Source organism: Qipengyuania oceanensis, from assembly GCF_009827535.1.
GTDB lineage: Bacteria > Pseudomonadota > Alphaproteobacteria > Sphingomonadales > Sphingomonadaceae > Qipengyuania_C > Qipengyuania_C oceanensis.
Genome location: NZ_WTYN01000001.1, coordinates 1,369,205 through 1,389,821, shown reverse-complemented (window position 1 = coordinate 1,389,821; position 20,617 = coordinate 1,369,205). Strand labels below are relative to the sequence as shown.

Below are 20,617 nucleotides of genomic sequence, written 5' to 3'. Positions count from 1 at the left end.
GCCGCCGGATAGTCCCCTGGGCTATACGTAATAAAATTGCGCACGCCGGTAACAACCATTATGAGGCGGCCTGAGCCGCCGGAGCATCCCGGTGGCGGAGGAACCCGCTTTGCCCTCGGCCGTCGATCAGGCGGAACGGGCGTTCAGGAGATCACGCATGCGCGTCGGCTGTCCGAAGGAAATCAAGAACCACGAATACCGCGTCGGGCTGACCCCGGAAAGCGTGCGCGAACTGGTGGTCAGCGGCCACGAGGTGTGGATCGAGACCGGCGCGGGCGAAGGCATCGGCGCGACCGACATGGACTACCAGACCTGCGGCGCGGTGATCCAGCCGGATGCGAAGACCGTGTTCGACAATTGCGAGATGATCGTGAAGGTCAAGGAACCGCAGGCGGTCGAGCGTGCGATGCTCCGCGAAGGCCAGATTCTCTATACCTATCTCCATCTCGCTCCCGACCCGGAACAGACCAGGGAACTGGTCGAATCGGGCGTGACCGCGATCGCCTATGAAACGGTGACCGGGCCGAACGGCCAGCTGCCGCTGCTCAAGCCGATGAGCCAGGTCGCCGGCCGCATGAGCATCCAGGCGGGTGCCACCGCGCTGGAGAAGGCGCATGGCGGGCGCGGGGTCCTGCTCGGCGGGGTTCCGGGCGTGCTGCCGGGCCGCGTCATGGTGATCGGCGGGGGCGTCGTCGGGTTCAACGCGGCGCAGATGGCGGTTGGCCTCGGGGCGGACGTCACCATTCTCGACCGCGATCCCGAGGTGCTGGAGAAGCTCGGGATCCATTTCGAGAGCCGGGCCAAGACGCGCTTTTCCAACCGCGCGAACATCGAACAGATGCTGTGCGAGGCCGAACTGGTCATCGGCGCGGTGCTGATTCCGGGCGCGGCAGCGCCGAAGCTGGTTACCCGCGAGATGCTCAAGTGCATGAAGCCGGGCGCGGTACTGGTCGATGTGGCGATCGACCAGGGCGGCTGCTTCGAAACGAGCAAGCCGACCACCCATGCCGATCCGACCTATGTCGTCGATGATGTCGTGCATTACTGCGTTGCCAACATGCCGGGCGCGGTCGCGCGCACCAGCACCTATGCGCTCAACAACGTCACGCTTCCGCACGCCTTGCGGATCGCCGAACTCGGCTGGAAGGAAGCGATGCGCCGCAACGAGCATCTGGCCGCGGGGTTGAATGTGCACGCCGGCAGGGTCACCTACGAAGCCGTCGCCGACGAGCTCGGCTACGATCACCTCCCCGTTTCCCAAGCAATTTCCTGAGGCTTTCCATTACCCAGACGTTCTCCGGCTTCCAGGCCGCACCACTCGCCCACTCGCCATCCCGCAAGGCGATCACCGCCGCGACCTTCCGGCCGGAACCGGAGGCGCTCGCACCGCTGCTGGAACTGGCGCGCGTGCCAGCCGAAACGGCGGAGGAAATCCGCAACACCGCAGAGCACCTGGTCAAGGGCCTGCGCGATCATGACGATGCCGGCGGAATTGCCGAACTGGTCCAGGAATTCGGCCTCTCCAACCAGGAAGGCGTGGCGCTCATGTGCCTTGCCGAAGCGCTGCTGCGCATCCCGGACGAGGAAACCCGCGAGGCGCTGATCCGCGACAAGATCGCGCCGGGTCACTGGCGCTCGCATCTCGGCAAGGACCGCTCGCTGTTCGTCAATGCCGCGACCTGGGGCCTGGTCGTCAGCGGCAGACTGATCGCACCGGTGAGCGAACGCGGGCTCGGCGCGGCCCTGACCCGCCTCATTGCCCGCGCCGGCGAACCCGTCATCCGCGAAAGCGTGACCGTCGCGATGCGCATGATGGGGCAGCAGTTCGTTACCGGGCGCACGATCGACGAGGCGCTCAAGCGCGGCGAGCGGATGGAGGCGAAGGGCTATTCCTACAGCTTCGACATGCTCGGAGAAGCGGCGCGCACGATGGACGACGCCAACCGCTACCATGCAGATTACGAGCGCGCGATCCACGCCATCGGGAAGAAGGCCGCGGGGCGCGGCGTCTATCGCGCACCCGGCATCTCGATCAAGCTGTCGGCCCTCCACCCGCGCTACGAACGTTCGCAGATCGCGCGCGTGCATGCCGAACTGTTGCCGCGCGTGGCCGAACTGGCCCGGCTCGCGAAAGGTTACGACATCGGCTTCAACATCGATGCCGAGGAGGCCGACCGGCTCGACCTCTCGCTCGATATCCTCGATGCGCTGGCGCATGATGCGACGCTCGCCGACTGGCAGGGGCTCGGCTTCGTGGTGCAGGCCTATTCCAGGCGCTGCCCCCATGTGATCGATCACGTGATCGCACTGGCGCGCGAGACGGGTCGCCGGATCATGGTCCGGCTGGTCAAGGGCGCATACTGGGATACCGAGATCAAGCGCGCGCAGGTGGAATGCTGGCCGGACTTCCCGGTTTTCACGCGCAAGGCGCATACCGACGTGTGCTATCTGGCGTGCGCGCGAAAGCTGCTCGAGGCACGTGCCGATGTCTTCCCGCAGTTCGCCACCCACAATGCCCAGACCCTGGCGACGATCTACGAACTCGCCGGACCGGAATTCGAGATCGGCGACTGGGAGTTCCAGTGCCTCCACGGCATGGGCGAACCGCTCTACGACCAGGTCGTCGGCGGCAACCGGCTCGACCGGCCCTGCCGCATTTACGCGCCGGTCGGCAGCCACGAGACGCTGCTCGCCTACCTCGTCCGCCGCCTGCTCGAAAACGGGGCGAACTCGTCCTTCGTGCATCGCATCCACGACGAGAACATTCCCGCCGAGGAGCTGGTCGAGGACCCCGTGGCGCAGGTGATGGCGGAGGACGAGCCCGGCTCGCACAACCCGCAGATCGCATTGCCCAAGGCGCTCTATCCCGGCCGCGAGAATTCGAGCGGCATGGCCCTGTGGGACGAAAGCGAATTGGGTCGGCTGGGCGAGGTCTTCGCCCGGCATACGGGTGATGGCTGGACCGCGGGCCCGGATGGCGAACGGCAGCCGATCGTCAACCCGTCGGACACCCGCGACATCGTCGGCCAATGCGCGAACTTCACCGTGGATCAGGTATCCGACGCGGTTGCCCGGGCCTCGGCATGCGGCTGGAAGGACACGTCGGTCGAGGAACGCGCCGCGGTGCTCGAACGCGCCGCAGACCTGATCGAGGCCGAGACGCCCGCGCTCATGGCGCTCGCCATGCGCGAGGCGGGCAAGACCGCCGCCAATGCAGTGGGCGAAGTACGCGAGGCGGTCGATTTCCTGCGCTATTACGCGGTGCAGGCGCGCGAGGTGCTGACCGATGGTCACGCCCCCGTCGGCCCGGTGGCCGCGATCAGCCCGTGGAATTTCCCGCTGGCGATCTTCATCGGCCAGGCGAGCGCCGCGCTGGTCGCGGGCAACACCGTCCTTGCCAAGCCGGCAGAGGAAACGCCGCTCATCGCTGCCGAGGCAGTGCGCCTGCTGCACGAGGCGGGCGTTCCCGACGATGCGCTGATCCTGGTCACCGGCGCGGGCGATGTCGGCGCGGCACTGGTCGCGGACGAAAGGGTGCAGGGCGTCGTCTTCACCGGCTCGACCGAAGTCGCACAGCTCATCCAGGCCGAATTGTCGAAGCGCGTCTCGCCCGATGGCCGGCCGATCCCGCTGATCGCCGAAACCGGCGGGCAGAACGCGATGGTGGTCGATTCATCGGCGCTGACCGAACAGGTCGTGCGCGACGTCGTCGCTTCCGCCTTCGACAGCGCGGGACAGCGGTGTTCGGCGCTGCGATTGCTGTGCCTGCAGGACGATGTCTACGACACGACCATGGAGATGCTGCGCGGCGCGCTCGCCGAACTCGACATTGGCCCGTCGACCCGGCTGTGCTGCGATGTCGGGCCGGTCATCTCCACCGAGGCGCGCGAGACCATCGAGGCGCACATCGCCAACATGGAAGCAGCCGGTTGCCGGGTGGAGCGTGGCGCGCTTGCAGAAAAGGCAGCGCACGGCACATACGTCGCGCCGACGGTGATCGAACTCGATCATATCGGGCAACTGGGGCGCGAGGTCTTCGGTCCGGTGCTGCACGTGGTGCGCTGGAAACGCGGCGGCCTCGACGCGCTGATCGAATCGATCAACGCGCTCGGCTATGGCCTGACCTTCGGCGTTCACTCGCGGATCGACGATTTCGTCGCGCGCTGCGCCGACCGGATCGAGGTCGGCAACATCTACGTCAATCGAAACATGATCGGCGCGGTCGTCGGCGTGCAGCCTTTCGGTGGTTGCGGCCTCTCCGGCACCGGTCCCAAGGCCGGCGGTCCGCTCTACCTCGGGCGGTTGGTGAGCGGCGAGGACACGGTGCGCCGCGTGCCCGGAATGCCCGAGATGTCGCGCCAGTTCGTCGAATGGCTGGAAGCGAACGGCCATGCGGAAGCGGCTGCAACCGCGCGCATGTACGGCGAGCATTCTCCGCTCGGTCCCGGCCAGTCGCTGCCCGGCCCGGTCGGCGAAACCGATCTCTATCATTGCGAGCCGCGCGGCACAGTGCTGGCGCGGGCGAGCACTCCGGCGATGCTGTATGGACAGGTGGCGGCCGCGCTGGCGACCGGAAACCGGGTCGCGGTCGACATCCTCAGCCCGATGGATGCGCTCGCCGGACTGCCGTTCGAACTCGGCGACATGATCGAGCCCTACGTCGGGCAGTGGGTCGATGCCGCCCTGCTCGAGGGTACGGGCAAGGCGCTGATCGAAAGCCGCAAGGCGCTCGCCAAGATCGACGGGCCGATCGTGATCGCACAAGGCGGCGACGATCCGGCGGGATGGCGGCTCGACTGGCTGGTCCACGAAGTCAGCCGATCGACGGACACGACCGCGGCGGGCGGGAACGCCAGCCTGATGGCGCTACCGGGCTAGGTTACTAGTCCAGGCTCGCGGGGCCGAAGGCGTCTGGCAACAGCGCGGACAAGCGCGTTTCGCGCACTTCGTTCGGGCCGACGCAGAGCACGCGCGGGTCGGTCCCGCCGAGCTGTGCCAGCTCGTTGAGCACCTGGCGGCAGCGACCGCACGGCGTGATCGGGTCTGCGCCCGGTCCCGTCACCGCGACCGTCTTCAGCCCGCCGCGCACACCGTCGGCCATGGCCTTGCCCACCGCGACGGTCTCCGCGCAGAGCGCCAGGCCGTAGCTCGCGTTCTCGATATTGGTTCCGGTCACCACGCTGCCATCGGCAAAGCCGAGCGCGGCGCCGACCGCGAAGTGCGAATAGGGCGAATAGCTGTGCTGCGCCGCATCGCGCGCGGCAGCGATCAGGGCTTCGTCGGAAATCGTCGTCATGGTCTCACCACCACCCAGCGGACCGTTCCGCTCGATGCCTCGCTACGCAAGCGCGCATTGGCGGTCCAGAGCAGCCATGGCCGCCCGGCATATTCGGGTTCCAGGCGCGTGCGGGTGAGCCACAGGTTGCGTTCGATCTTGTTCGCGATGCCGTAACGCTCCTCGAAGGCGCGGCCGACGCGCAGGATCGCGGGCTTGCCGGCATGGGCTTCGATCTGGTTGATCAAGGTCATCAGCTCGCTCTCGACCGCGGCCTCGCCGACCGGTTCAAGGCATTCGTCGGCAGTCTTTTCGAGCGCGATCACCGGCGGGAGAAGGTCGTCGTCGCGCGGCACGATGGTGACATAGTTCGACGATTGCCGGTCGGCCATCGCGCAAGGATCGAAGACATGCACGGCACCGCGTCGCAAGCCCGCCTCGCGTGCCGCGCGGAAGGACTGGGCGAATGCCGGATCGCGGCCGCTTTCACCGATGCTCGCGGTGATATACGCAAAGCCCGCGCCCAGCGCCTTGGCCGCTGGCAGGTTGACCGGCGCCTCGCCGCCGCCGACTGCAACGCCTTGCTCGGGGTAGTCGTCCAGCGACGGCGTCCAGTGCTGCAACTGCCACCAGCTCCAGCCGGCAGCGATCGCGACCACCACCAGCAGCGCGAGGCCGACCGATCGCCGCATCCTGGCCTGCGCCCGCGATTGCGAAGCGCCGCGCGTGCGGCTTGCGCTACGCCGCGATGATGTCTTTCGTGCTGCCATGGTGCGACCTTGGTTCTTAGTCAGCCGCGGATATGCAGGACGCAGATCAAAGTGAAGAGCCGTCTGGCGGTCGGGAAGTCGGTTTCGACCTTGCCCTCCAATCGTTCGAGCAAAAGCTCGGCGGCATTGTTGTGAATCCCGCGCCTTGCCATATCGATCGTCTCGATCTCGGCCGGGGTCGCCTTGCGAATCGCCTGGTAGTAGCTGTCGCAGATGGCGAAGTATTCGCGGATCGGCCGGCGGAAGCGTGCCAGGCCGAGAATGATCGTCTCGAGCGGTTCGTCCGCCATGTCGCGGATCGCGAGCGCGAGCCTGCCGTCCTGTACCGACAAGTGCAGTTTGTACGGCCCGCCATGGCCGTTCTCCACCGGGCGCAGCGGCTTGAACACGTTCTCGTCGATCAGGTCGTAGATCGCGACGCGACGTTCCTGCTCGACATCGGCATTGCGCCACAGGATCGTCTCGTCGTCGAGCGAGATGTGGGCGATGCGCCAGGTGTCGGGAGAGCCGCTCATGTGGGCAAGCGCTTTCGCAGATGCGAAGGGTCTAGGGCAAGCCTTTCGCCCTCCATCCCCGATATCCACAAGGCGCTGACGCAAATCGGCCACCGATCACCCTTGCCAGCCCGTCGCAGCCCGACCAAAGCAGGGGCATGGCATCGTCCGATCTTCTCCTTCGCGAAGCACCTGCGAGCAATAGCCCGCTGCCCGCCATGCGTTCGCTGCCCGCCAACATCGAGGCCGAGGCCGCGTTCATCGGCGCGTTGCTGATCGACAACCGCGTGGTAGAGGAATTGCCCGTCCCGCTGGCGGCGGAACATTTCTTCGAACCGCTCCACCAGCGCATCTACGAGCGGATCGCTGCGCTGCTGGAGCGCGGCGCGGTGGTGACGCCGGTAACGCTCAAGCCTTATTTCGAAGCCGACGAGGGGCTTAAGGAGCTGGGCGGGATCACCTATCTCGCGCGGCTGACCGCCGACGGACAGGGCCTGCTCGCGCCGCGCGAACTGGCGCAGCAGATCTACGACCTGGCGCTGCTGCGGGAGCTCGTGACCGTCGGGCGCGGACTGGTCGAAGGGGCGCTCGACACGTCCGAGAGCGTCGCTCCGCTCGAACAGATCGAACACGCCGAGGCCGAGCTGTTCCGGGTGGCGGAAGGCGCATCGACCGATTCGCAGGCGGAGAGCTTCGGTGCGGCGACCCACACCGCGCTCGGCATGATCGAGAAGGCGATCAATTCGGGCGGCAATGTTTCGGGCAAGACCACCGGACTGACCTCGATCAACGAGAAGGTCGGCGGTTTGCACGATTCCGACCTCATCATCCTCGCCGGACGTCCGGGCATGGGCAAGAGCTCGCTTGCGACGAACATCGCGTTCAACTGCGCGGACCGGCTGCTGCGCGACAAGCGCGACGGGATCGATCCCTCGCAGTCGGTTGGGGCCGCCGTCGCGCTGTTCAGTCTCGAAATGAGCGCCGACCAGCTGGCCACCCGTATCCTCGCCGAACAGGCGGGTATTTCGTCCGAGGCGCTGCGCATGGGCAAGATCAGCCGGGACGATTTCCAGCAGCTTTCATTCGCCAGCCAGCGGCTCGCGGAACTGCCCCTTTACATCGACGATACACCCGCGCTGTCCGTCTCGGCGCTGCGGACCCGTGCGCGGCGCCTGAAGCGGCGGCACGACATCGGCCTGATCGTGCTCGATTACCTCCAGCTGATGCAGGGCTCTCGCCGCAGCCAGGACAACCGCGTCAACGAGATTTCGGAAATCAGTCGCGGCTTGAAGACGCTCGCCAAGGAACTCGAGGTGCCGGTGATCGCGCTCTCGCAGCTCAGCCGTGCGGTCGAACAGCGCGAGGACAAGCGGCCGATGCTGTCGGACCTGCGCGAATCGGGCTCGATCGAGCAGGACGCCGACATGGTGTGGTTCATCTATCGCGAGGACTATTACGTCGCGTCGCGCGAACCCAAGATGCCATCGAGCGACGACGATATCGCCGCGCACGAGGCGCATGCCGCCTGGGCATCGGAAATGGAGCGGGTTCACGGCCTGGCCGAGCTGATCGTGGCGAAGCAGCGTCACGGCGCGACCGGCAAGGTGCGGATGCGGTTCGAACCGAAGATCACCCGCTTCTCCGATCTTGCCGAGGACGACCGGCGCGGCGGATACGATTACGACTGAGGGGCCAGCAGCAACAGGGGGGCAGCCGAGCGATGGAGCACGAAGCGCGTAATGATCATGGCGCGCTGGTCGGGTGGACCGGCCAGAGCCTCGGCGAGAGGATCACGCTGACGGTGGAAAGCGTCACCAAGGCTCCGCTTGTTCCTGCTGCTCGACCGGCAACAGGCCGTCCAGCTCGGCTACTTCCTCTTCCAGCTGACGGGCGAAACGCCGCCTCATGCGCGCAAGCGGTCCGTGCTCGACCGGCTGCTCGGCGGCTGAAGCGCGCCTCGGGTCGGCCTAGAGGCCCAGGTTGAGCCGGCGACTGACCGTGTAGTCGACGACCGACACCAGGAACCACGACAGGTTCCAGCGGATGCGGTTCCACAGCGTGTTCTGTGCACGGTGACTTTCGACGGTGACGTGTTTCGAGGCTGGCAGGTGCAGTTCGATGAATTCGCGCATGCGGGCGGCGAGCGCTGCATCCTCGATCCGCAGCATCAGCTCGAGATTGAGGTAGAGGCTGCGCATGTCGAAATTCGCGCTGCCGATATAGACCGCATCGTCGATCACGATCAGCTTCATGTGCAGCTTGCATGGCGCGAATTCGTGGATGTCCGCGCCGCGCTTGAGGAGATAACGATAGAGCGAGCGGGTCGCCCCGATGGTGGCGGCATTGTCCGATTTGCCCGCCATCACAAGCCGCGCCTTGTCGCCGCTCGCCATCCTGCCGATCCGCCGCGTGAGGCGCTTGGGCGGGGAGAAATAGGCCATCACCATGTCCAGCCGGTCACCTTCTGCCAGGTCCTTGCCGACGCAGCGCGCCCAGCTCGACAGACCGCGCGTCGGGCCGCCGATCAGCAGCCGGACGGTGCCTTCTCCCGGGTTCCATTCCCTGACCTTGCGGCGGATCGCGCGAAACTGCGCATTCGGCCGGCACACCCAGTCGTTGAGCTCGTCGTACCACTTCGCCAGCATGTCGACCGCTTCGCCCCGGACAACGACGCCCAGATCGTGCCAGCCGTTGCAATCGGGCGTGTCGAAATAGGCATCCTGGACGTTGAAGCCGCCGATCATCGCGGTCTTGCCGTCGACCAACACGATCTTCTGATGGTTGCGGATGAGGTAGCGCCGACTCCACTTGGCGCTGAATTCGTGAAAGCTGCCGCCCGCGTCCGTCAGCGACCTGAAGAACTCCTTCGATGCTTCCGCCCCGAAGCCGTCGATGATGAGGTGGACGTCGACCCCGCGCTTTGCTGCCCGAGTAAGCGCGTCGCGCACGCGGATACCCGAGGCATCGTCGGCGAAGATGTAGAAGCACAGCCTCACGCGCGTGTTCGCGCCGTCGATGAGGCCGACCAGGGTGTCGAGCCGGTCCGGGCCTGCCGGCACGAAACGCAGGTCGAGGCCCTGGGCGGTCATCTCGAAAGGTTCGGGATCGTGATAGGCGACTTCGCTCGAAGTGCTCTGCGCTACGGGCTCGTTCGTCATCAGACGCGCTTAGACTGCCCTTCCTGCCGGTGCAATTCCTTGACTCTGGCAGGGGCAAACCCTAGGTGGCGAGCCTTCCAGACAACCTATTTGAATTTACGGAGTGCCCGATGGCGCGCGTTACAGTTGAAGATTGCGTCGACAAGGTTCCGAACCGGTTCGACCTGGTGCTGCTTTCGGCGCAGCGCGCACGCGAGATTTCCGGCGGCGCGGAACTGACCGTCGATCGCGATCGCGACAAGAACCCGGTCGTCGCCCTGCGCGAAATCGCCGAACAGACAATGCGTCCCAAGGACCTGCACGAAGCGGTCGTGACCAATCTGCAGAAGATCCTGCCTGACGACGAGGACGAGGCCGATGAAGTCGGCTCGCTCAGCCAGTCGGCCGAAGCGCTGCGGATCACTGCGGCTGCCCCGACCCGTTCGACCTCGATCGGCTCCGATTACGATCCGGGCTGACCGGTTCGCAATCCCAAGACAACAAAGGCCGTCCCATCGGGGCGGCCTTTTTGTTTTGGGAGGTCAGGTTCCGCGGCCGGTTGCGTCCTGCAAGGCGTCGATCCGCTGCGATGCTTCGGCCTTGGTCAGATCCGGATCGTAGCGATCGGGCTCGCCCGCTTCCTCGCTCAAGGTCTTCAGGTAACTCGCCTGTGCGCCGGTCATGCGCTCGTCACCGGTGGTCCAGTTCTCGGGGTCCTTCTGCGCGTTCGACACGGGGTCTGCCTTGGGATGTTCGGTAGGCCGGGGTGCACTCATCATCTGTCTCCTTGCACAATCAACGCCGATGTTCTTCAAATGTTCCGCTCGACGCGGTGCGTGAAAGCTTGGTAAGCAGCGTGCGACAGGGAGGCGCGCGTGAGCGATATTTTCGACGGGCTGGGCACCGCCGCGGAAGGGGGCCTGTTCGCGCGTGCGTTCGAGCCCGATTCCGGGGCCAAGTCGCCGCACCCGCACCAGCCGGAAAACTGCCTCAATTGCGGCGCGCCGCTTTCGGGGGCGTATTGCTCGGCCTGCGGGCAGCAGGGCCATGTTCACCGGACGATCGGCGGCTTCATGCACGATCTGATGCACGGGGCGCTGCATTTCGAAGGCAAGTTCTGGCACACGCTCCCGATGCTGGTGTTCAAGCCGGGCCAGCTCACGCGCCGCTACATCGAAGGGCAGCGCGCGCGCTTCGTATCGCCGATGGCTCTGTTCCTCTTCGGTGTCTTCCTGATGTTCGCGGTATTCCAGATGGTCGGGCTGACCGCGCCGACCGAATTCGGCAACGGGCCGGCCACAGCACGGGTACAGGCCGAGACAGCACTGGCGCAAGAGAAGGAAAAGCTAGCCGAACTCGACGCCGCCGAGGTCGAGACCGGGCGACGCGAGGAGATCGAAACGCGGATCGCGGGCCTCGAGCGCGCACTCCAGCTGATCGACACGGGCGAGAATTTCTCTTTCCAGACGGCCGATGGCAAGCGGGTGTATCAGGAAGTCAATCTCACAGGAATCGATGCGATCGACCGTGGCGTGGTCAAGAAATGGCGCGCGAACCCGGGCCTCATGCTCTACAAGATGCAGGCCAACTTCTATAAATTCAGCTGGTTGCTGATACCGCTGTCGATACCCTTCGTCTGGCTGCTGTTCGCCTGGAAACGGCGTTTCAGGGCTTACGATCACGCGATTTTCGTGACCTATTCGCTCAGCTTCATGACCCTGTTGTTCGTGGTGCTATCGCTGTTCACGCTGCTGCCGTCGCTGGGCTGGCTGGCGATGACGGCGATGGTCTTCATCCCGCCGTTCCACCTCTACAAGCAGCTACGCTACGGTTACGACCTGTCGCGCTTCTCCGCTTTCTGGCGGCTGATGGTGCTTTCGCTGTTCATCTGGGTCATCCTGCTGCTGTTCCTGCAGGTGCTGCTGTTGCTCGGCGCCTACTGACGCAAACCCCGGGGCGGACTAGCAGGGGTATTCGCGCACCAGCGCCGCCATCCAGGCATCGGTAAGGGTCGATTTCTGGCGCTGCGCCTGCGGGACCTTGCCGAGCATGGCGACGACCTGCTGCGGGCCCATGCCCTTCTTGCGCTGCGCGTCGCTGACGCAATAGATCGGATTGCCCCGCTTGGTCGCGGCGTCGTTGCGCGCCTTGGCAGCCATGCCAGCGGCCTTCATCTGCTCCATCCGCGGCTTGGTCCGCTTGTCGAACATCGCCCCCATGCCCTTCTGCTGGAGGGCGATGGCATCGCGGTAGAACTCCTCCGCATTGACGTCCGCCGGGCTGGCGAACGCGGGGACGGAGGCGATGGATAGAAGACAGGCAGCCAGGACGAAACGCATGCAGGAATGCTCCAGTTGCAAAATGCGATGACGTATCTCGGGGCCGGATGATGAACCGCAGTTGAAAATCCCGGCCCCGGAATGCGGGTCAGTCGGTCCCGTCGAGCTGGCCGTCGCCCTGGTTCGGGTCGTCCTTCTCGTCTTCCTTGAGCCGTTCGCTGACGGTGTCGGCGACTTCGATGGTCTGCTCGCGCACGGCGTTCTCGACGACCTCGGCATTGGCCTTGGTATCTTCGGCCGCGCGTTCCGCCATGACTTCGGCGCTGTCCTGCGTTTGTTCGCTACAGGCGGACAGCAGGACGGCTGCGGCCAGGGCGGTCGGAACGATGATGCGCATTGAATTACTCCCTCGTGGATGACGAGGGGTCAACGCATCACGCGCCCTGTGGTGCCGCGTCGCCGTCGGTTCCGTACTTGCGGCCTGCCTTGGGGACCGAGCTGCCGCCGATCGGCTGCACCTTGACCGGCCCACGCGGCTGATCGGGGCGATCGATCTTGCCATTGTCGAGCAGCTCGATGATCTCGTCGCCGGTCAGCGTTTCGTACTCGAGCATGGCCTGGGCGAGAAGGTGGAGCTGGTCTTCCTTCTCGGTCAGGACTTCGGTCGCGCGCTTGTGCGCGCCTTCGACCAATTCCCTGATTTCGGCATCGATCAGCTTGTTGGTCTCGGCCGATCCCATCGTGCGCGCCGTCTGGCCCATGCCGAGATAGCCTTCCTGGCTTTCCTCGTACTGGAGCGGACCGAGCTTGTCGGACATGCCCCACTTGGTGACCATGTTGCGCGCCAGCTTGGTCGCGTACTGGATATCCGACGAGGCACCGCTCGACACCTTGTCATGACCGAAGATGATTTCTTCCGCCACGCGGCCACCCATGCTGACGGCGAGGTCGGCATGCATCTTGTCGCGGTGGTACGAGTAATTGTCCCGCTCCGGCAGGCGCATCACCATGCCCAGCGCACGTCCGCGCGGGATGATGGTCGCCTTGTGGATCGGGTCCGATGCCGGCTCGTTGAGACTGACCAGCGCGTGGCCGGCCTCGTGATAGGCGGTCATCTTCTTCTCGTCGTCGGTCATGACCATAGAGCGGCGTTCGCTGCCCATCATGACCTTGTCCTTCGCGTCCTCGAACTCCTGCATGGCGACGAGGCGCTTCTTGCGGCGGGCGGCGAGCAGCGCCGCCTCGTTGACGAGGTTGGCGAGATCCGCGCCGGAGAAACCGGGTGTGCCACGCGCGATCGTGCGCGGATTGACATCGGGCGCCAGCGGCACCTTCTTCATGTGCACCGCGAGGATCTTCTCGCGCCCGTCGATGTCTGGGACGGGTACGACCACCTGGCGGTCGAAGCGGCCGGGACGCAGCAGCGCCGGGTCGAGCACGTCGGGCCGGTTGGTCGCGGCGATGATGATGATGCCTTCGTTCGCCTCGAACCCGTCCATCTCGACCAGCAGCTGGTTGAGCGTCTGCTCGCGCTCGTCGTTCGAATTGCCGAGGCCGTGGCCGCGATGGCGACCGACCGCGTCGATTTCGTCGATGAAGACGATGCAGGGCGCATTCTTCTTCGCCTGTTCGAACATGTCGCGCACGCGGCTTGCACCCACGCCGACGAACATCTCGACGAAGTCGGAACCCGAAATGGTGAAGAAGGGCACACCTGCCTCACCCGCGATCGCGCGGGCGAGCAGCGTCTTGCCGGTACCCGGCGAGCCAACCAGCAGCGCGCCCTTGGGAATCTGGCCGCCAAGCTTGGAGAAGCGCTGCGGGTCCTTGAGGAACTCGACGATCTCCTCCAGCTCCTCGCGCGCTTCGTCGATGCCGGCGACATCGTCGAACGTCACCTTGCCCTGACGCTCGGTCAGCAGCTTGGCCTTGGACTTGCCGAAGCCCATAGCGCCGCCGCCGCCGCCCTTTTGCACCTGGCGCAGCGCGAAGAAGGCGATGCCGAGGATGAGGATGAACGGGAGCGACTGGACGAGAATGTAGAACAGCAGGTTGGGCTCTTCGGGCGTCTGGCCCGAATATTCCACGCCGTTGTCGTCGAGCAGCTTTGTCAGCTGCGTATCGCTGCCGACCGGAATGGTGGTGAAAGCCTCGTCGTTCTTGAGCGTGCCGGTGATCCGGTCGGGCGCGATCTGCACTTCCTTGACCGACCCTTCGGCCACGCGATCGCGGAAGTCCGAATAGCCGATCTGGGTACCGGCAGTCTGCCCGGTGTTACCGAAAGCGGAGACCACGACCAGGAGCGCGAGAAAGATCCCGCCCCAGATCATCAGGCTTTTCACCCAGGGATTCGGCCCGTTTCCTTCCGGATCCTGCGGGTTGTGCTGGTCGCTCATCGACGGATTCCTTTCGTTGCCGACAATGTAGGAGCACAGGGGTGAATGGCAAGTTGATCACACGCCGAAAATCGACGCGATCATCAGGCGATCAGCCGCTCGATGAGCCAGAAGCTGGCGATGATGCCGATCGCATAGGTCGCCGTGCGAAGCGCCGGTGCCTCGACCCAGGGCACCAGGCGGCGCGTTGTCAGCCGCAGGACGATGACCGCCAGGATGACCAGCACCTGGCCAGCTTCCACCCCGAGATTGAAGGCGACCAGCGCAGCCGGAACCTCCCCCTGCGGCAGGCCGATGTCGCGCAGCGCCCCGGCAAAACCGAAGCCGTGGAGGAGGCCGAAAGCGAAGGCAACCGCCCAGGGCCAGCGGCGGGTCAGGCTGGTGCGGTCACCCCTGGCGAGTTCGACCGCGAGGAACACGATCGAGAGGGCGATCGCGGCTTCGACCGGGCGTGCCGGCAGACCGAAGAAGCCGAAGGTGACTGCCGTCAGCGTCAGCGAGTGGGCCAGGGTGAAAGCGGTTGCCGCCTTGACTACCTGCCATCCGCGCACGACCAGCAGCACCAGTGCGATGACGAACAGCAGGTGATCCCACCCTTCGAGGATGTGGATCACGCCGAGTTCGAAATAGCTGCGCGCGACCTGCCAGCGGCCGGGCTCGCCGGTGATCGCGGCCATCGGCGCGGTCGGCGTGAGCAGATGGGTCTGCGCGCCGCCGTCGAGCGGCACGATCCGCACGAGCGCATCCTCGCCGACCAGGCCCGGCCAGCCGATCCGCTGTCCCGCAAGCGAACCGCTGCACCGCAGTTCGAGATTGCCGACCACGCTCAGCGCGGCAACGCGCCGCTCGACCGGTTCGCCGACCGGTCGGCAGTTCCGCGGGTAGGCGGGCGTCTCCGGCTGCCCGGTGGATGGTTGGCCGAGATTGCGTTTCCAGCCGAGGTGCCAGCGCCCTTGTGCCTGTTCGCTCAACTCGATCGAGGAGGGGCGCAATTCGTCCGCAGCGGCGGGCTGTGCGAGCGCGAGCAAGACGAGCAGCGCGAGAAGCACTCTCACTCGGCCACCGTGACCGTGTATCCGTCGCGCAGGACGCGATAGGCATCCTCGCGCCGCTGCGAGATGGTCGAGGATCGCCAGTCGTTCTCGACGTCCGCACGGAGATCCTCGAAGGAAGGGACCGCGCCGATTGCCGCCTCTTCCAGCCTGACCAGGTGCCAGCCGAAGCCCGAGCGGATCGGGCCCGACCATCGTCCATCGGCTTTGCCGGAGCGCAGCGCGGCGAGGAATTCGGTTCCGTACCGACTGGCGACATCGCGGGCGGGCCGCGCCTCTACCGTACGCGGCAGGTCGATCGTCTGTCCGAGCTTTTCCCAGTCCGCGCCGGCGCGCAATTTGGCGAGCGCCGTGTCGGCATCGTCACGGTTTTCGAACCACAGCTGGTCGAAGGTGAAGGCGGTATCGCTGGCGAACCGTTCGGGATGCGTTGCGAGCCATTTTCGCAGCACGGCATCGTCGAGCGGGGCGGTCTCGGCGCGCGCACCGGCTATCTCGTCCATCTTCTGCGCCAGCCTGCGGCGGACCACTGCGTCATCGCGGTCGAGCCCGAGCCGGAGGGCTTCGCGATACAGCACTTCCTCGCGGACATATTGATCGACGAGCGTGTCGAGTTCGGCATCGGTCGGCGGTCGACGCATGGTCGCTTCGAAGCGCTGAGCGAGTGCCGCCTGCTCCGCGCGCCCAACCGCGATGGTCCGGCTGGCGGGATCGGCTTCCTCTCCCCGCCAGGCGAAGAAAGCGAACAGGAGAGCCCCGCCGAAAAGGAAATGGACCAGCGGCTCGCGCGTCCAGGACGGTCGGTGCACGGTGCGGGCTCAGGCTTCGTCCGCTGCGCTGCCGACGCGCTTGACCCAGATCGGCGAGCTGTAGGCGCGTTCCTGCGCGACCGCGTCCGCCATCGCTTCGGGCGGCAGCTTGATGCCGAAGCGCACGGCATCGAACAGGGTCCAGCGCGGGGTCGGGATTTCGAGCACGCGAACGTAGTAGAACGCTTTCTGAGCGACGGTGTAGTCGGGATCGGTCCATGCCGTTTTCAGCGTCGCTGCGCCGATGCTGTTCTCGTAGGTCGCGGTCCTGCGATCGACGGTGTCGCCGACCGGGGCCAGCTTGCCGTCGACGGCGCGGCGGCCCTTTCGGTCCGACCAGGCGACATCGTAGACGCGTTCCTGCAGCTGTCCTTTCGCATCGACCCAGCCCTTGACGACCTGCACCCGGTCGAGATTGGCGCCTTCCGGGTCCTTCAGCGCCGAGATCAGGAAAGTCGGCGCACGGCCATCGTCGGCCAGCACGCCGCCCATCGGAACCCCGCGGGTATAACCGGAACGGACCCAGTCGCCGTCCCAGTCCTTGTCGGTGAAATCGTAACCGGCGAAAACCCGCAGCACGATGCGCGGTCCCGTCGTTGCATAGACCTCGCGCCGCTTGAACGCGTCGAAGATTTCTGCCCGGGTGTTGCCGCGCGCCCAGGCGGCGGCATAGCCACCTGCGAGGTAATGCCAGCCGAAGCGGCCGACATTGGTGCCCAGGTTCTGACCATGCAGCGCCCGGTCCCTGACCGCCGGTTCGTTGCCGGTGTGCTTGCCGAAGAAGTTGTCCTCGTCCGCCGTGGCGAGCGCGGTGTGGCTGTCGGTCGATCCCACGACGCCGAACATGTACGGATTGACGCCGAGTTTCTCTTCCAGCGAGATGCCGCGCTTGAGCGCCTCGCGAACGTAATTGCCCGCCAGCATGTCGTTGGTCGTCCTGCGGGTTAGGGGCAGGTTGCCCAGTTCCCAGCCCTTGACGCCGAATTCGGCGAACTCGTCATTCGGCGAAAGGAACGGGTGGGTTTCGCTGTCGCCCTTGATCTGCGTGATCTCGACCACCGGCTCGCGCGCCGCCCGGCGCCGCGCATACTCGGCAGTCATCGCGCCGCCGTCGGGCATCGTCAGCTGGAACATGAGCCCGTTGGACAGGTTCGAATTGTGCGGGATGGCAAGTGCCTGCCCGCCGGTCGCCTGCTCGTAGCTGTCCATGTAGTCCCACAGCCCTTCGACCTTGGTATTGAGTCCGGGATAGGGGAGGACCTGCCCGGTCGCATTCTTTCCGTCGCGGAACATCACGACGCGGTGCAGATTGTTCCCGTCCGGCATGAGCGTGTATTCGAACCCGGCAAGCGCGGTGAAACGGCCCGGCTTGTTGTAGCGGTCGAGCATATCGAGATGGGCGGTCCAGATGCTGCGGGTGTTCTCGGCCTGCTCTTCGGGGCTCGAAAGCAGCGCTGGCGGCAGGTCGTCGTTCGCCGCCGCCGCGATCAGCTCGCCGATGGCCCGCTGCGATTGCTCGGGGCTTTCGTGCATCATGTCGTACCAGCGCAGCACCGTGTCGTCGCCCATCGCCAGCACCGCGATGCGCGGCGCATCGTAAAGCCGGCGGGTCGTGCCGAGCCCGTCGGAATGGTCAGAGATGACCAGGAAATCGAGCGGCCGGTCGAGCTTTGCCTTAACCCCGGTGCTCGAGGTCACTTCCTGCCCGCTGGCGAACTGCAGCGCGGCTTCCGGCCCCAGTCGTACGCCGAAGCCGAACGCGTCGATCGAGTTGTCGGTGTGAAGATGCGTGTCGCCCCAATAGGGCCGATCGGGAAACTCCGAGAGCGCGATGGTGTTCTCGCCATTGCCGCGCGCGGCCTCGTCGACATCGCTGCCTGTCCCGCAGGCAGCCAGCGTCAGAACGGCTGCAGCCAGCAACACCGACCGTTGAAATGCGCGCATCGATTGCCCTCCCTGTCCCCTGGAAGGCAATCTGCGACCGACCGGCCCCGTCCGTCAAGCGGTCGGTGTCAGGAAGGCTATCCGCGCGACCAGCTTTCGACGACCTGCTCGCCGTCCTGCGTGCTCGATCGAATGGTATTCGGCGTCCGGTCGAAACGCGGCGCGGGAGCGGTGTGCATCCGGCCGTCGTGTTCGACATAGGCGTTGCGCGCCTTCATGTGCGGATGATCCTTTGCCGCATCGAGCGGCACGACCGGCGCGAAACAGGCGTCCGTCCCTTCGAGCAGTTCGCACCATTCGGCCTGGGTCCTGGTCTTGAACATCGCCGCGAGCTTGTCCGTGTAATCGTCCCAGTTGCCGGTATCCATCTGGCCCTGGCGCAATTCCTCGGGCGCATCGGCGCGCTGCAGCAGCTCGGCGTAGAATTGCGGTTCGATCGCGCCGACGCTGATCTCCTTGCCGTCGGCACATTCGTAGCACCGGTAGAAATGCGCCGCCCCGCCGAGCAGGCCGGTGCCGCGCACGGTCGAGCGCAGGGCACTAGGCGGCTGGCCGTAGAAGAAGCTCATCAGGCTGGTCACGCCATCGACGATCGCGGCATCCACGACCTGTCCCTTGCCCGATGTCTGCCGTTCGAACAGCGCCGCCAGAATGCCCATCGCGCAATACATCGAACCACCGCCGAAGTCGCCGACGAGGTTCTGCGGCGGGATCGGCAGTTCGCCCTTCGTGCCGATCGCGTCGAGCGCGCCGGTGATCGCGATATAGTTGAGGTCGTGTCCGGCAGCCTGCGCCAGCGGGCCGTCCTGCCCCCAGCCGGTCATGCGGGCGTAGACAAGGCGCGGATTGGCGGCGAGCGTCTCGTCCGGGCCGAGGCCCAGGCGCTCCATCACCCCGGGGCGGAAGCCTTCGATCAGCACGTCCGCGTGGGCGAGCGCTTTCCTGACGAACGCCTGCCCGTCAGCAGACTTCAGGTCGACCGCCGCCCGATGTCGCGCGCGCTCGACCACGGTGTTCATCGGCTGGTGGCCCTCGCGCTCGATCCGGACGACTTCGGCGCCCATATCGGCGAGCATCATCGCGACGTGCGGGCCCGGGCCGATGCCCTGGAATTCGACGACCTTGAGGCCGGTCAGCGGACCGTTCGAAGCGGTTTCGGACATGTATTCTCTCCCGGAAGTGATCTGGTCAGACGTCGATGTCCGACTCGTATTCGGCGATGTCGATCTCGTTCGACAGTTTCGCCGTGGTGACGGTGATCGCGCTGTCGCCGGTGACGTTGGTCGCGGTCCGCATCATGTCCATGATGTGGTTGATCCCGGCCACGAACGCGATGGTTTCGAGTGGTACGCCGACGGAACTCAGCACGAGGCCGAGCATGACCAGCCCGGCGCCCGGTACCCCCGCGACGCCGATCGAGCCGAGCGTCGCGGTCAGCGCGATCATCAGATAGCTGAAGAAGTTGAGATCGATGCCGAACAGCTGCGCGCCGAAGATCGCGACGAGGCCGAGATACATCGCGGTCCCGTCCATGTTGATGGTCGCGCCGAGCGAGACGACGAAGCTCGACACGCTCTTGGAGACGCCCAGATTGTCCTGCGTGCAGCGTAGCGTCACGGGGATCGTTGCGTTCGACGAAGCGGTCGAGAAGGCGACCGCCTGCGCATCGAAGATGCCGCGGTAGAAATCGACGATGTTGAGCTTGGCGACGAAGCGGACCAGCGCCGGATAGACCAGCAGGATCATCACGAAACAGCCGGCGTAATTGAGCGCCACGATCTTCGCGAGCGGCAGCAAGGCCTCCCACCCGAACGTCCCGGCGACCCAGGCCATCAGCGCGAATACGCCGAATGGAGTGAGTTCCATGACGATCATGGTGAGCTTGAGCATGACCGAAGCACCTGCCTCGACGCCGCGGACGAGCGGCTTTCCTTCCTCGCCGCTGACCAGCAACGCGATGCCGAACAGCAGGGCGAAGATGATGAGTTGCAGGATCTGCCCTTCCGCCATCGCGGCGATGGGATTGTCCGGCACCATCGAGATCATCATCTCGACCAGTGTCTGGTCCGGCGGAGCAGGGACATCGGTCCCGGCAGGCATGGTGAAATCGAGGCCGAGACCCGGTGTGAACACCAGCCCCAGCGTGATCCCGGTCGTCACCGCGATGATCGAGGTGCTGATGAACATGGTCATCGCGCGTCCGCCGACCCGGCCGAGCTTGTTGATATCGCCGATCGAGACGACGCCGTTGACGAGGCTGAAGAAGATCAGCGGCACGACCAGCATCTTGATCGCGCGGATGAACAGGTCGCCCATCCACTTGATCGCGACGATACCCTCGCCGACGAACAGGCCGACCGCGACCCCCAGCACCATTGCGACGAGCACGCGCTTCCACAGGGCCGTACCGAACCAGAACCGAAGCATGCGTATCTCCCTCTTGGCGCTCATGCACCACAGC

19 protein-coding genes are annotated in these 20,617 nt (G+C 65.6%); 6 read left to right on the top strand and 13 right to left on the bottom strand.

What is annotated here, in order from left to right; all coding sequences use genetic code 11:
* The first annotated feature begins 157 nt into the window (after nt 1–157).
* Both ald and putA read left to right on the top strand, forming a co-directional pair.
* Nucleotides 158–1,273 carry an alanine dehydrogenase gene (ald, locus tag GRI48_RS06690; RefSeq protein WP_160673176.1) on the top strand — a complete coding sequence of 372 codons (1,116 nt, stop codon included), beginning with the start codon at nt 158–160 and terminating at the stop codon, nt 1,271–1,273.
* Nucleotides 1,270–4,878 carry a bifunctional proline dehydrogenase/L-glutamate gamma-semialdehyde dehydrogenase PutA gene (gene putA / locus GRI48_RS06685; RefSeq protein WP_202389284.1) on the top strand — a complete coding sequence of 1,203 codons (3,609 nt, stop codon included), beginning with the start codon at nt 1,270–1,272 and terminating at the stop codon, nt 4,876–4,878. Before ald ends, putA begins: the two co-directional genes overlap by 4 nt.
* 4 nt (nt 4,879–4,882) lie before the next feature.
* Here putA and GRI48_RS06680 read toward each other — a convergent pair whose 3' ends face one another.
* The 3 genes from GRI48_RS06680 to GRI48_RS06670 all read right to left on the bottom strand — a co-directional run bounded on the left by GRI48_RS06680 (nt 4,883) and on the right by GRI48_RS06670 (nt 6,560).
* Nucleotides 4,883–5,296 (bottom strand): cytidine deaminase, encoded by a 414-nt coding sequence (locus GRI48_RS06680; RefSeq protein WP_160673173.1) that lies wholly within the window; start codon nt 5,294–5,296, stop codon nt 4,883–4,885.
* Nucleotides 5,293–5,967, bottom strand: coding sequence for a glycoside hydrolase family 25 protein (locus GRI48_RS06675; RefSeq protein ID WP_160673170.1), 675 nt, complete (start codon nt 5,965–5,967; stop codon nt 5,293–5,295). Before GRI48_RS06675 ends, GRI48_RS06680 begins: the two co-directional genes overlap by 4 nt.
* Nucleotides 5,968–6,065: 98 nt before the next feature.
* The gene (locus GRI48_RS06670; protein ID WP_160673167.1) at nt 6,066–6,560 is read right to left on the bottom strand and encodes a UPF0262 family protein; all 495 of its coding nucleotides are present in this window, start codon (nt 6,558–6,560) and stop codon (nt 6,066–6,068) included.
* Between the two features lie 197 nt (nt 6,561–6,757).
* Here GRI48_RS06670 and GRI48_RS06665 point away from each other — a divergent pair, with 197 nt between their 5' ends.
* On the top strand, nt 6,758–8,227 hold the full coding sequence (locus tag GRI48_RS06665; RefSeq protein ID WP_419956947.1) for a replicative DNA helicase: 1,470 nt from the start codon (nt 6,758–6,760) through the stop codon (nt 8,225–8,227).
* A 138-nt stretch (nt 8,228–8,365) separates the two neighbouring features.
* Entirely contained in the window at nt 8,366–8,488 is a 123-nt protein-coding gene (locus GRI48_RS14420; protein WP_272916734.1) for a hypothetical protein, read from the top strand.
* Nucleotides 8,489–8,506: 18 nt separating this feature from the next.
* Here the strand turns inward: GRI48_RS14420 and GRI48_RS06660 are convergent, their stop codons facing one another.
* Nucleotides 8,507–9,697, bottom strand: a complete 1,191-nt coding sequence (locus GRI48_RS06660) for a phospholipase D-like domain-containing protein (protein WP_160673161.1) — start codon at nt 9,695–9,697, stop codon at nt 8,507–8,509.
* Between the two features lie 110 nt (nt 9,698–9,807).
* Here GRI48_RS06660 and rpoZ point away from each other — a divergent pair, with 110 nt between their 5' ends.
* Nucleotides 9,808–10,155, top strand: a complete 348-nt coding sequence (rpoZ, locus tag GRI48_RS06655) for a DNA-directed RNA polymerase subunit omega (RefSeq protein WP_160673158.1) — start codon at nt 9,808–9,810, stop codon at nt 10,153–10,155.
* A 63-nt stretch (nt 10,156–10,218) separates the two neighbouring features.
* Here rpoZ and GRI48_RS06650 read toward each other — a convergent pair whose 3' ends face one another.
* A complete protein-coding gene (locus tag GRI48_RS06650) occupies nt 10,219–10,452 on the bottom strand; it encodes a DUF3072 domain-containing protein (RefSeq protein WP_160673155.1) in 234 nt (77 codons plus the stop codon).
* Nucleotides 10,453–10,551: 99 nt separating this feature from the next.
* On the opposite strand from GRI48_RS06650, the gene GRI48_RS06645 reads away from it, so the two are divergent.
* Nucleotides 10,552–11,619 carry a DUF3667 domain-containing protein gene (locus tag GRI48_RS06645; RefSeq protein WP_160673152.1) on the top strand — a complete coding sequence of 356 codons (1,068 nt, stop codon included), beginning with the start codon at nt 10,552–10,554 and terminating at the stop codon, nt 11,617–11,619.
* An 18-nt stretch (nt 11,620–11,637) separates the two neighbouring features.
* On the opposite strand, the gene GRI48_RS06640 is transcribed toward GRI48_RS06645, so the two are convergent.
* The 8 genes from GRI48_RS06640 to GRI48_RS06605 all read right to left on the bottom strand — a co-directional run bounded on the left by GRI48_RS06640 (nt 11,638) and on the right by GRI48_RS06605 (nt 20,607).
* The gene (locus GRI48_RS06640) at nt 11,638–12,015 is read right to left on the bottom strand and encodes a hypothetical protein (protein ID WP_160673149.1); all 378 of its coding nucleotides are present in this window, start codon (nt 12,013–12,015) and stop codon (nt 11,638–11,640) included.
* Nucleotides 12,016–12,103: 88 nt separating this feature from the next.
* Nucleotides 12,104–12,352 (bottom strand): class I SAM-dependent methyltransferase, encoded by a 249-nt coding sequence (locus GRI48_RS06635; protein ID WP_160673146.1) that lies wholly within the window; start codon nt 12,350–12,352, stop codon nt 12,104–12,106.
* A gap of 37 nt (nt 12,353–12,389) precedes the next feature.
* Nucleotides 12,390–14,351 (bottom strand): ATP-dependent zinc metalloprotease FtsH, encoded by a 1,962-nt coding sequence (ftsH, locus tag GRI48_RS06630; protein ID WP_160673143.1) that lies wholly within the window; start codon nt 14,349–14,351, stop codon nt 12,390–12,392.
* Nucleotides 14,352–14,434: 83 nt separating this feature from the next.
* The gene (locus GRI48_RS06625; protein ID WP_337190783.1) at nt 14,435–15,406 is read right to left on the bottom strand and encodes a HupE/UreJ family protein; all 972 of its coding nucleotides are present in this window, start codon (nt 15,404–15,406) and stop codon (nt 14,435–14,437) included.
* Entirely contained in the window at nt 15,403–16,212 is an 810-nt protein-coding gene (locus tag GRI48_RS14505) for a peptidyl-prolyl cis-trans isomerase (protein ID WP_160673137.1), read from the bottom strand. The genes GRI48_RS06625 and GRI48_RS14505 overlap by 4 nt, the downstream gene beginning before the upstream one ends.
* A 9-nt stretch (nt 16,213–16,221) precedes the next feature.
* The gene (locus GRI48_RS06615; protein WP_160673134.1) at nt 16,222–18,156 is read right to left on the bottom strand and encodes a DUF3604 domain-containing protein; all 1,935 of its coding nucleotides are present in this window, start codon (nt 18,154–18,156) and stop codon (nt 16,222–16,224) included.
* Between the two features lie 77 nt (nt 18,157–18,233).
* Entirely contained in the window at nt 18,234–19,319 is a 1,086-nt protein-coding gene (locus GRI48_RS06610) for a CaiB/BaiF CoA transferase family protein (RefSeq protein ID WP_160673131.1), read from the bottom strand.
* A gap of 25 nt (nt 19,320–19,344) precedes the next feature.
* Nucleotides 19,345–20,607 carry a dicarboxylate/amino acid:cation symporter gene (locus tag GRI48_RS06605; RefSeq protein ID WP_337190782.1) on the bottom strand — a complete coding sequence of 421 codons (1,263 nt, stop codon included), beginning with the start codon at nt 20,605–20,607 and terminating at the stop codon, nt 19,345–19,347.
* Between the last annotated feature and the right edge of the window lie 10 nt (nt 20,608–20,617).

Bases quoted from the DNA above. Each gene is read 5' to 3' on its own strand.
- rpoZ (WP_160673158.1), top strand. From the start codon at position 9,808: ATGGCGCGCGTTACAGTTGAAGATTGCGTCGACAAGGTTCCGAACCGG.
- GRI48_RS06640 (WP_160673149.1), bottom strand. From the start codon at position 12,015: ATGCGTTTCGTCCTGGCTGCCTGTCTTCTATCCATCGCCTCCGTCCCC.
- GRI48_RS06680 (WP_160673173.1), bottom strand. From the start codon at position 5,296: ATGACGACGATTTCCGACGAAGCCCTGATCGCTGCCGCGCGCGATGCG.
- GRI48_RS06650 (WP_160673155.1), bottom strand. From the start codon at position 10,452: ATGAGTGCACCCCGGCCTACCGAACATCCCAAGGCAGACCCCGTGTCG.
- GRI48_RS06635 (WP_160673146.1), bottom strand. From the start codon at position 12,352: ATGCGCATCATCGTTCCGACCGCCCTGGCCGCAGCCGTCCTGCTGTCC.
- ald (WP_160673176.1), top strand. From the start codon at position 158: ATGCGCGTCGGCTGTCCGAAGGAAATCAAGAACCACGAATACCGCGTC.
- GRI48_RS06605 (WP_337190782.1), bottom strand. From the start codon at position 20,607: ATGAGCGCCAAGAGGGAGATACGCATGCTTCGGTTCTGGTTCGGTACG.
- GRI48_RS06675 (WP_160673170.1), bottom strand. From the start codon at position 5,967: ATGCGGCGATCGGTCGGCCTCGCGCTGCTGGTGGTGGTCGCGATCGCT.
- GRI48_RS06665 (WP_419956947.1), top strand. From the start codon at position 6,758: ATGCGTTCGCTGCCCGCCAACATCGAGGCCGAGGCCGCGTTCATCGGC.
- GRI48_RS06670 (WP_160673167.1), bottom strand. From the start codon at position 6,560: ATGAGCGGCTCTCCCGACACCTGGCGCATCGCCCACATCTCGCTCGAC.
- ftsH (WP_160673143.1), bottom strand. From the start codon at position 14,351: ATGAGCGACCAGCACAACCCGCAGGATCCGGAAGGAAACGGGCCGAAT.
- GRI48_RS06615 (WP_160673134.1), bottom strand. From the start codon at position 18,156: ATGCGCGCATTTCAACGGTCGGTGTTGCTGGCTGCAGCCGTTCTGACG.
- GRI48_RS06660 (WP_160673161.1), bottom strand. From the start codon at position 9,697: ATGACGAACGAGCCCGTAGCGCAGAGCACTTCGAGCGAAGTCGCCTAT.
- GRI48_RS06610 (WP_160673131.1), bottom strand. From the start codon at position 19,319: ATGTCCGAAACCGCTTCGAACGGTCCGCTGACCGGCCTCAAGGTCGTC.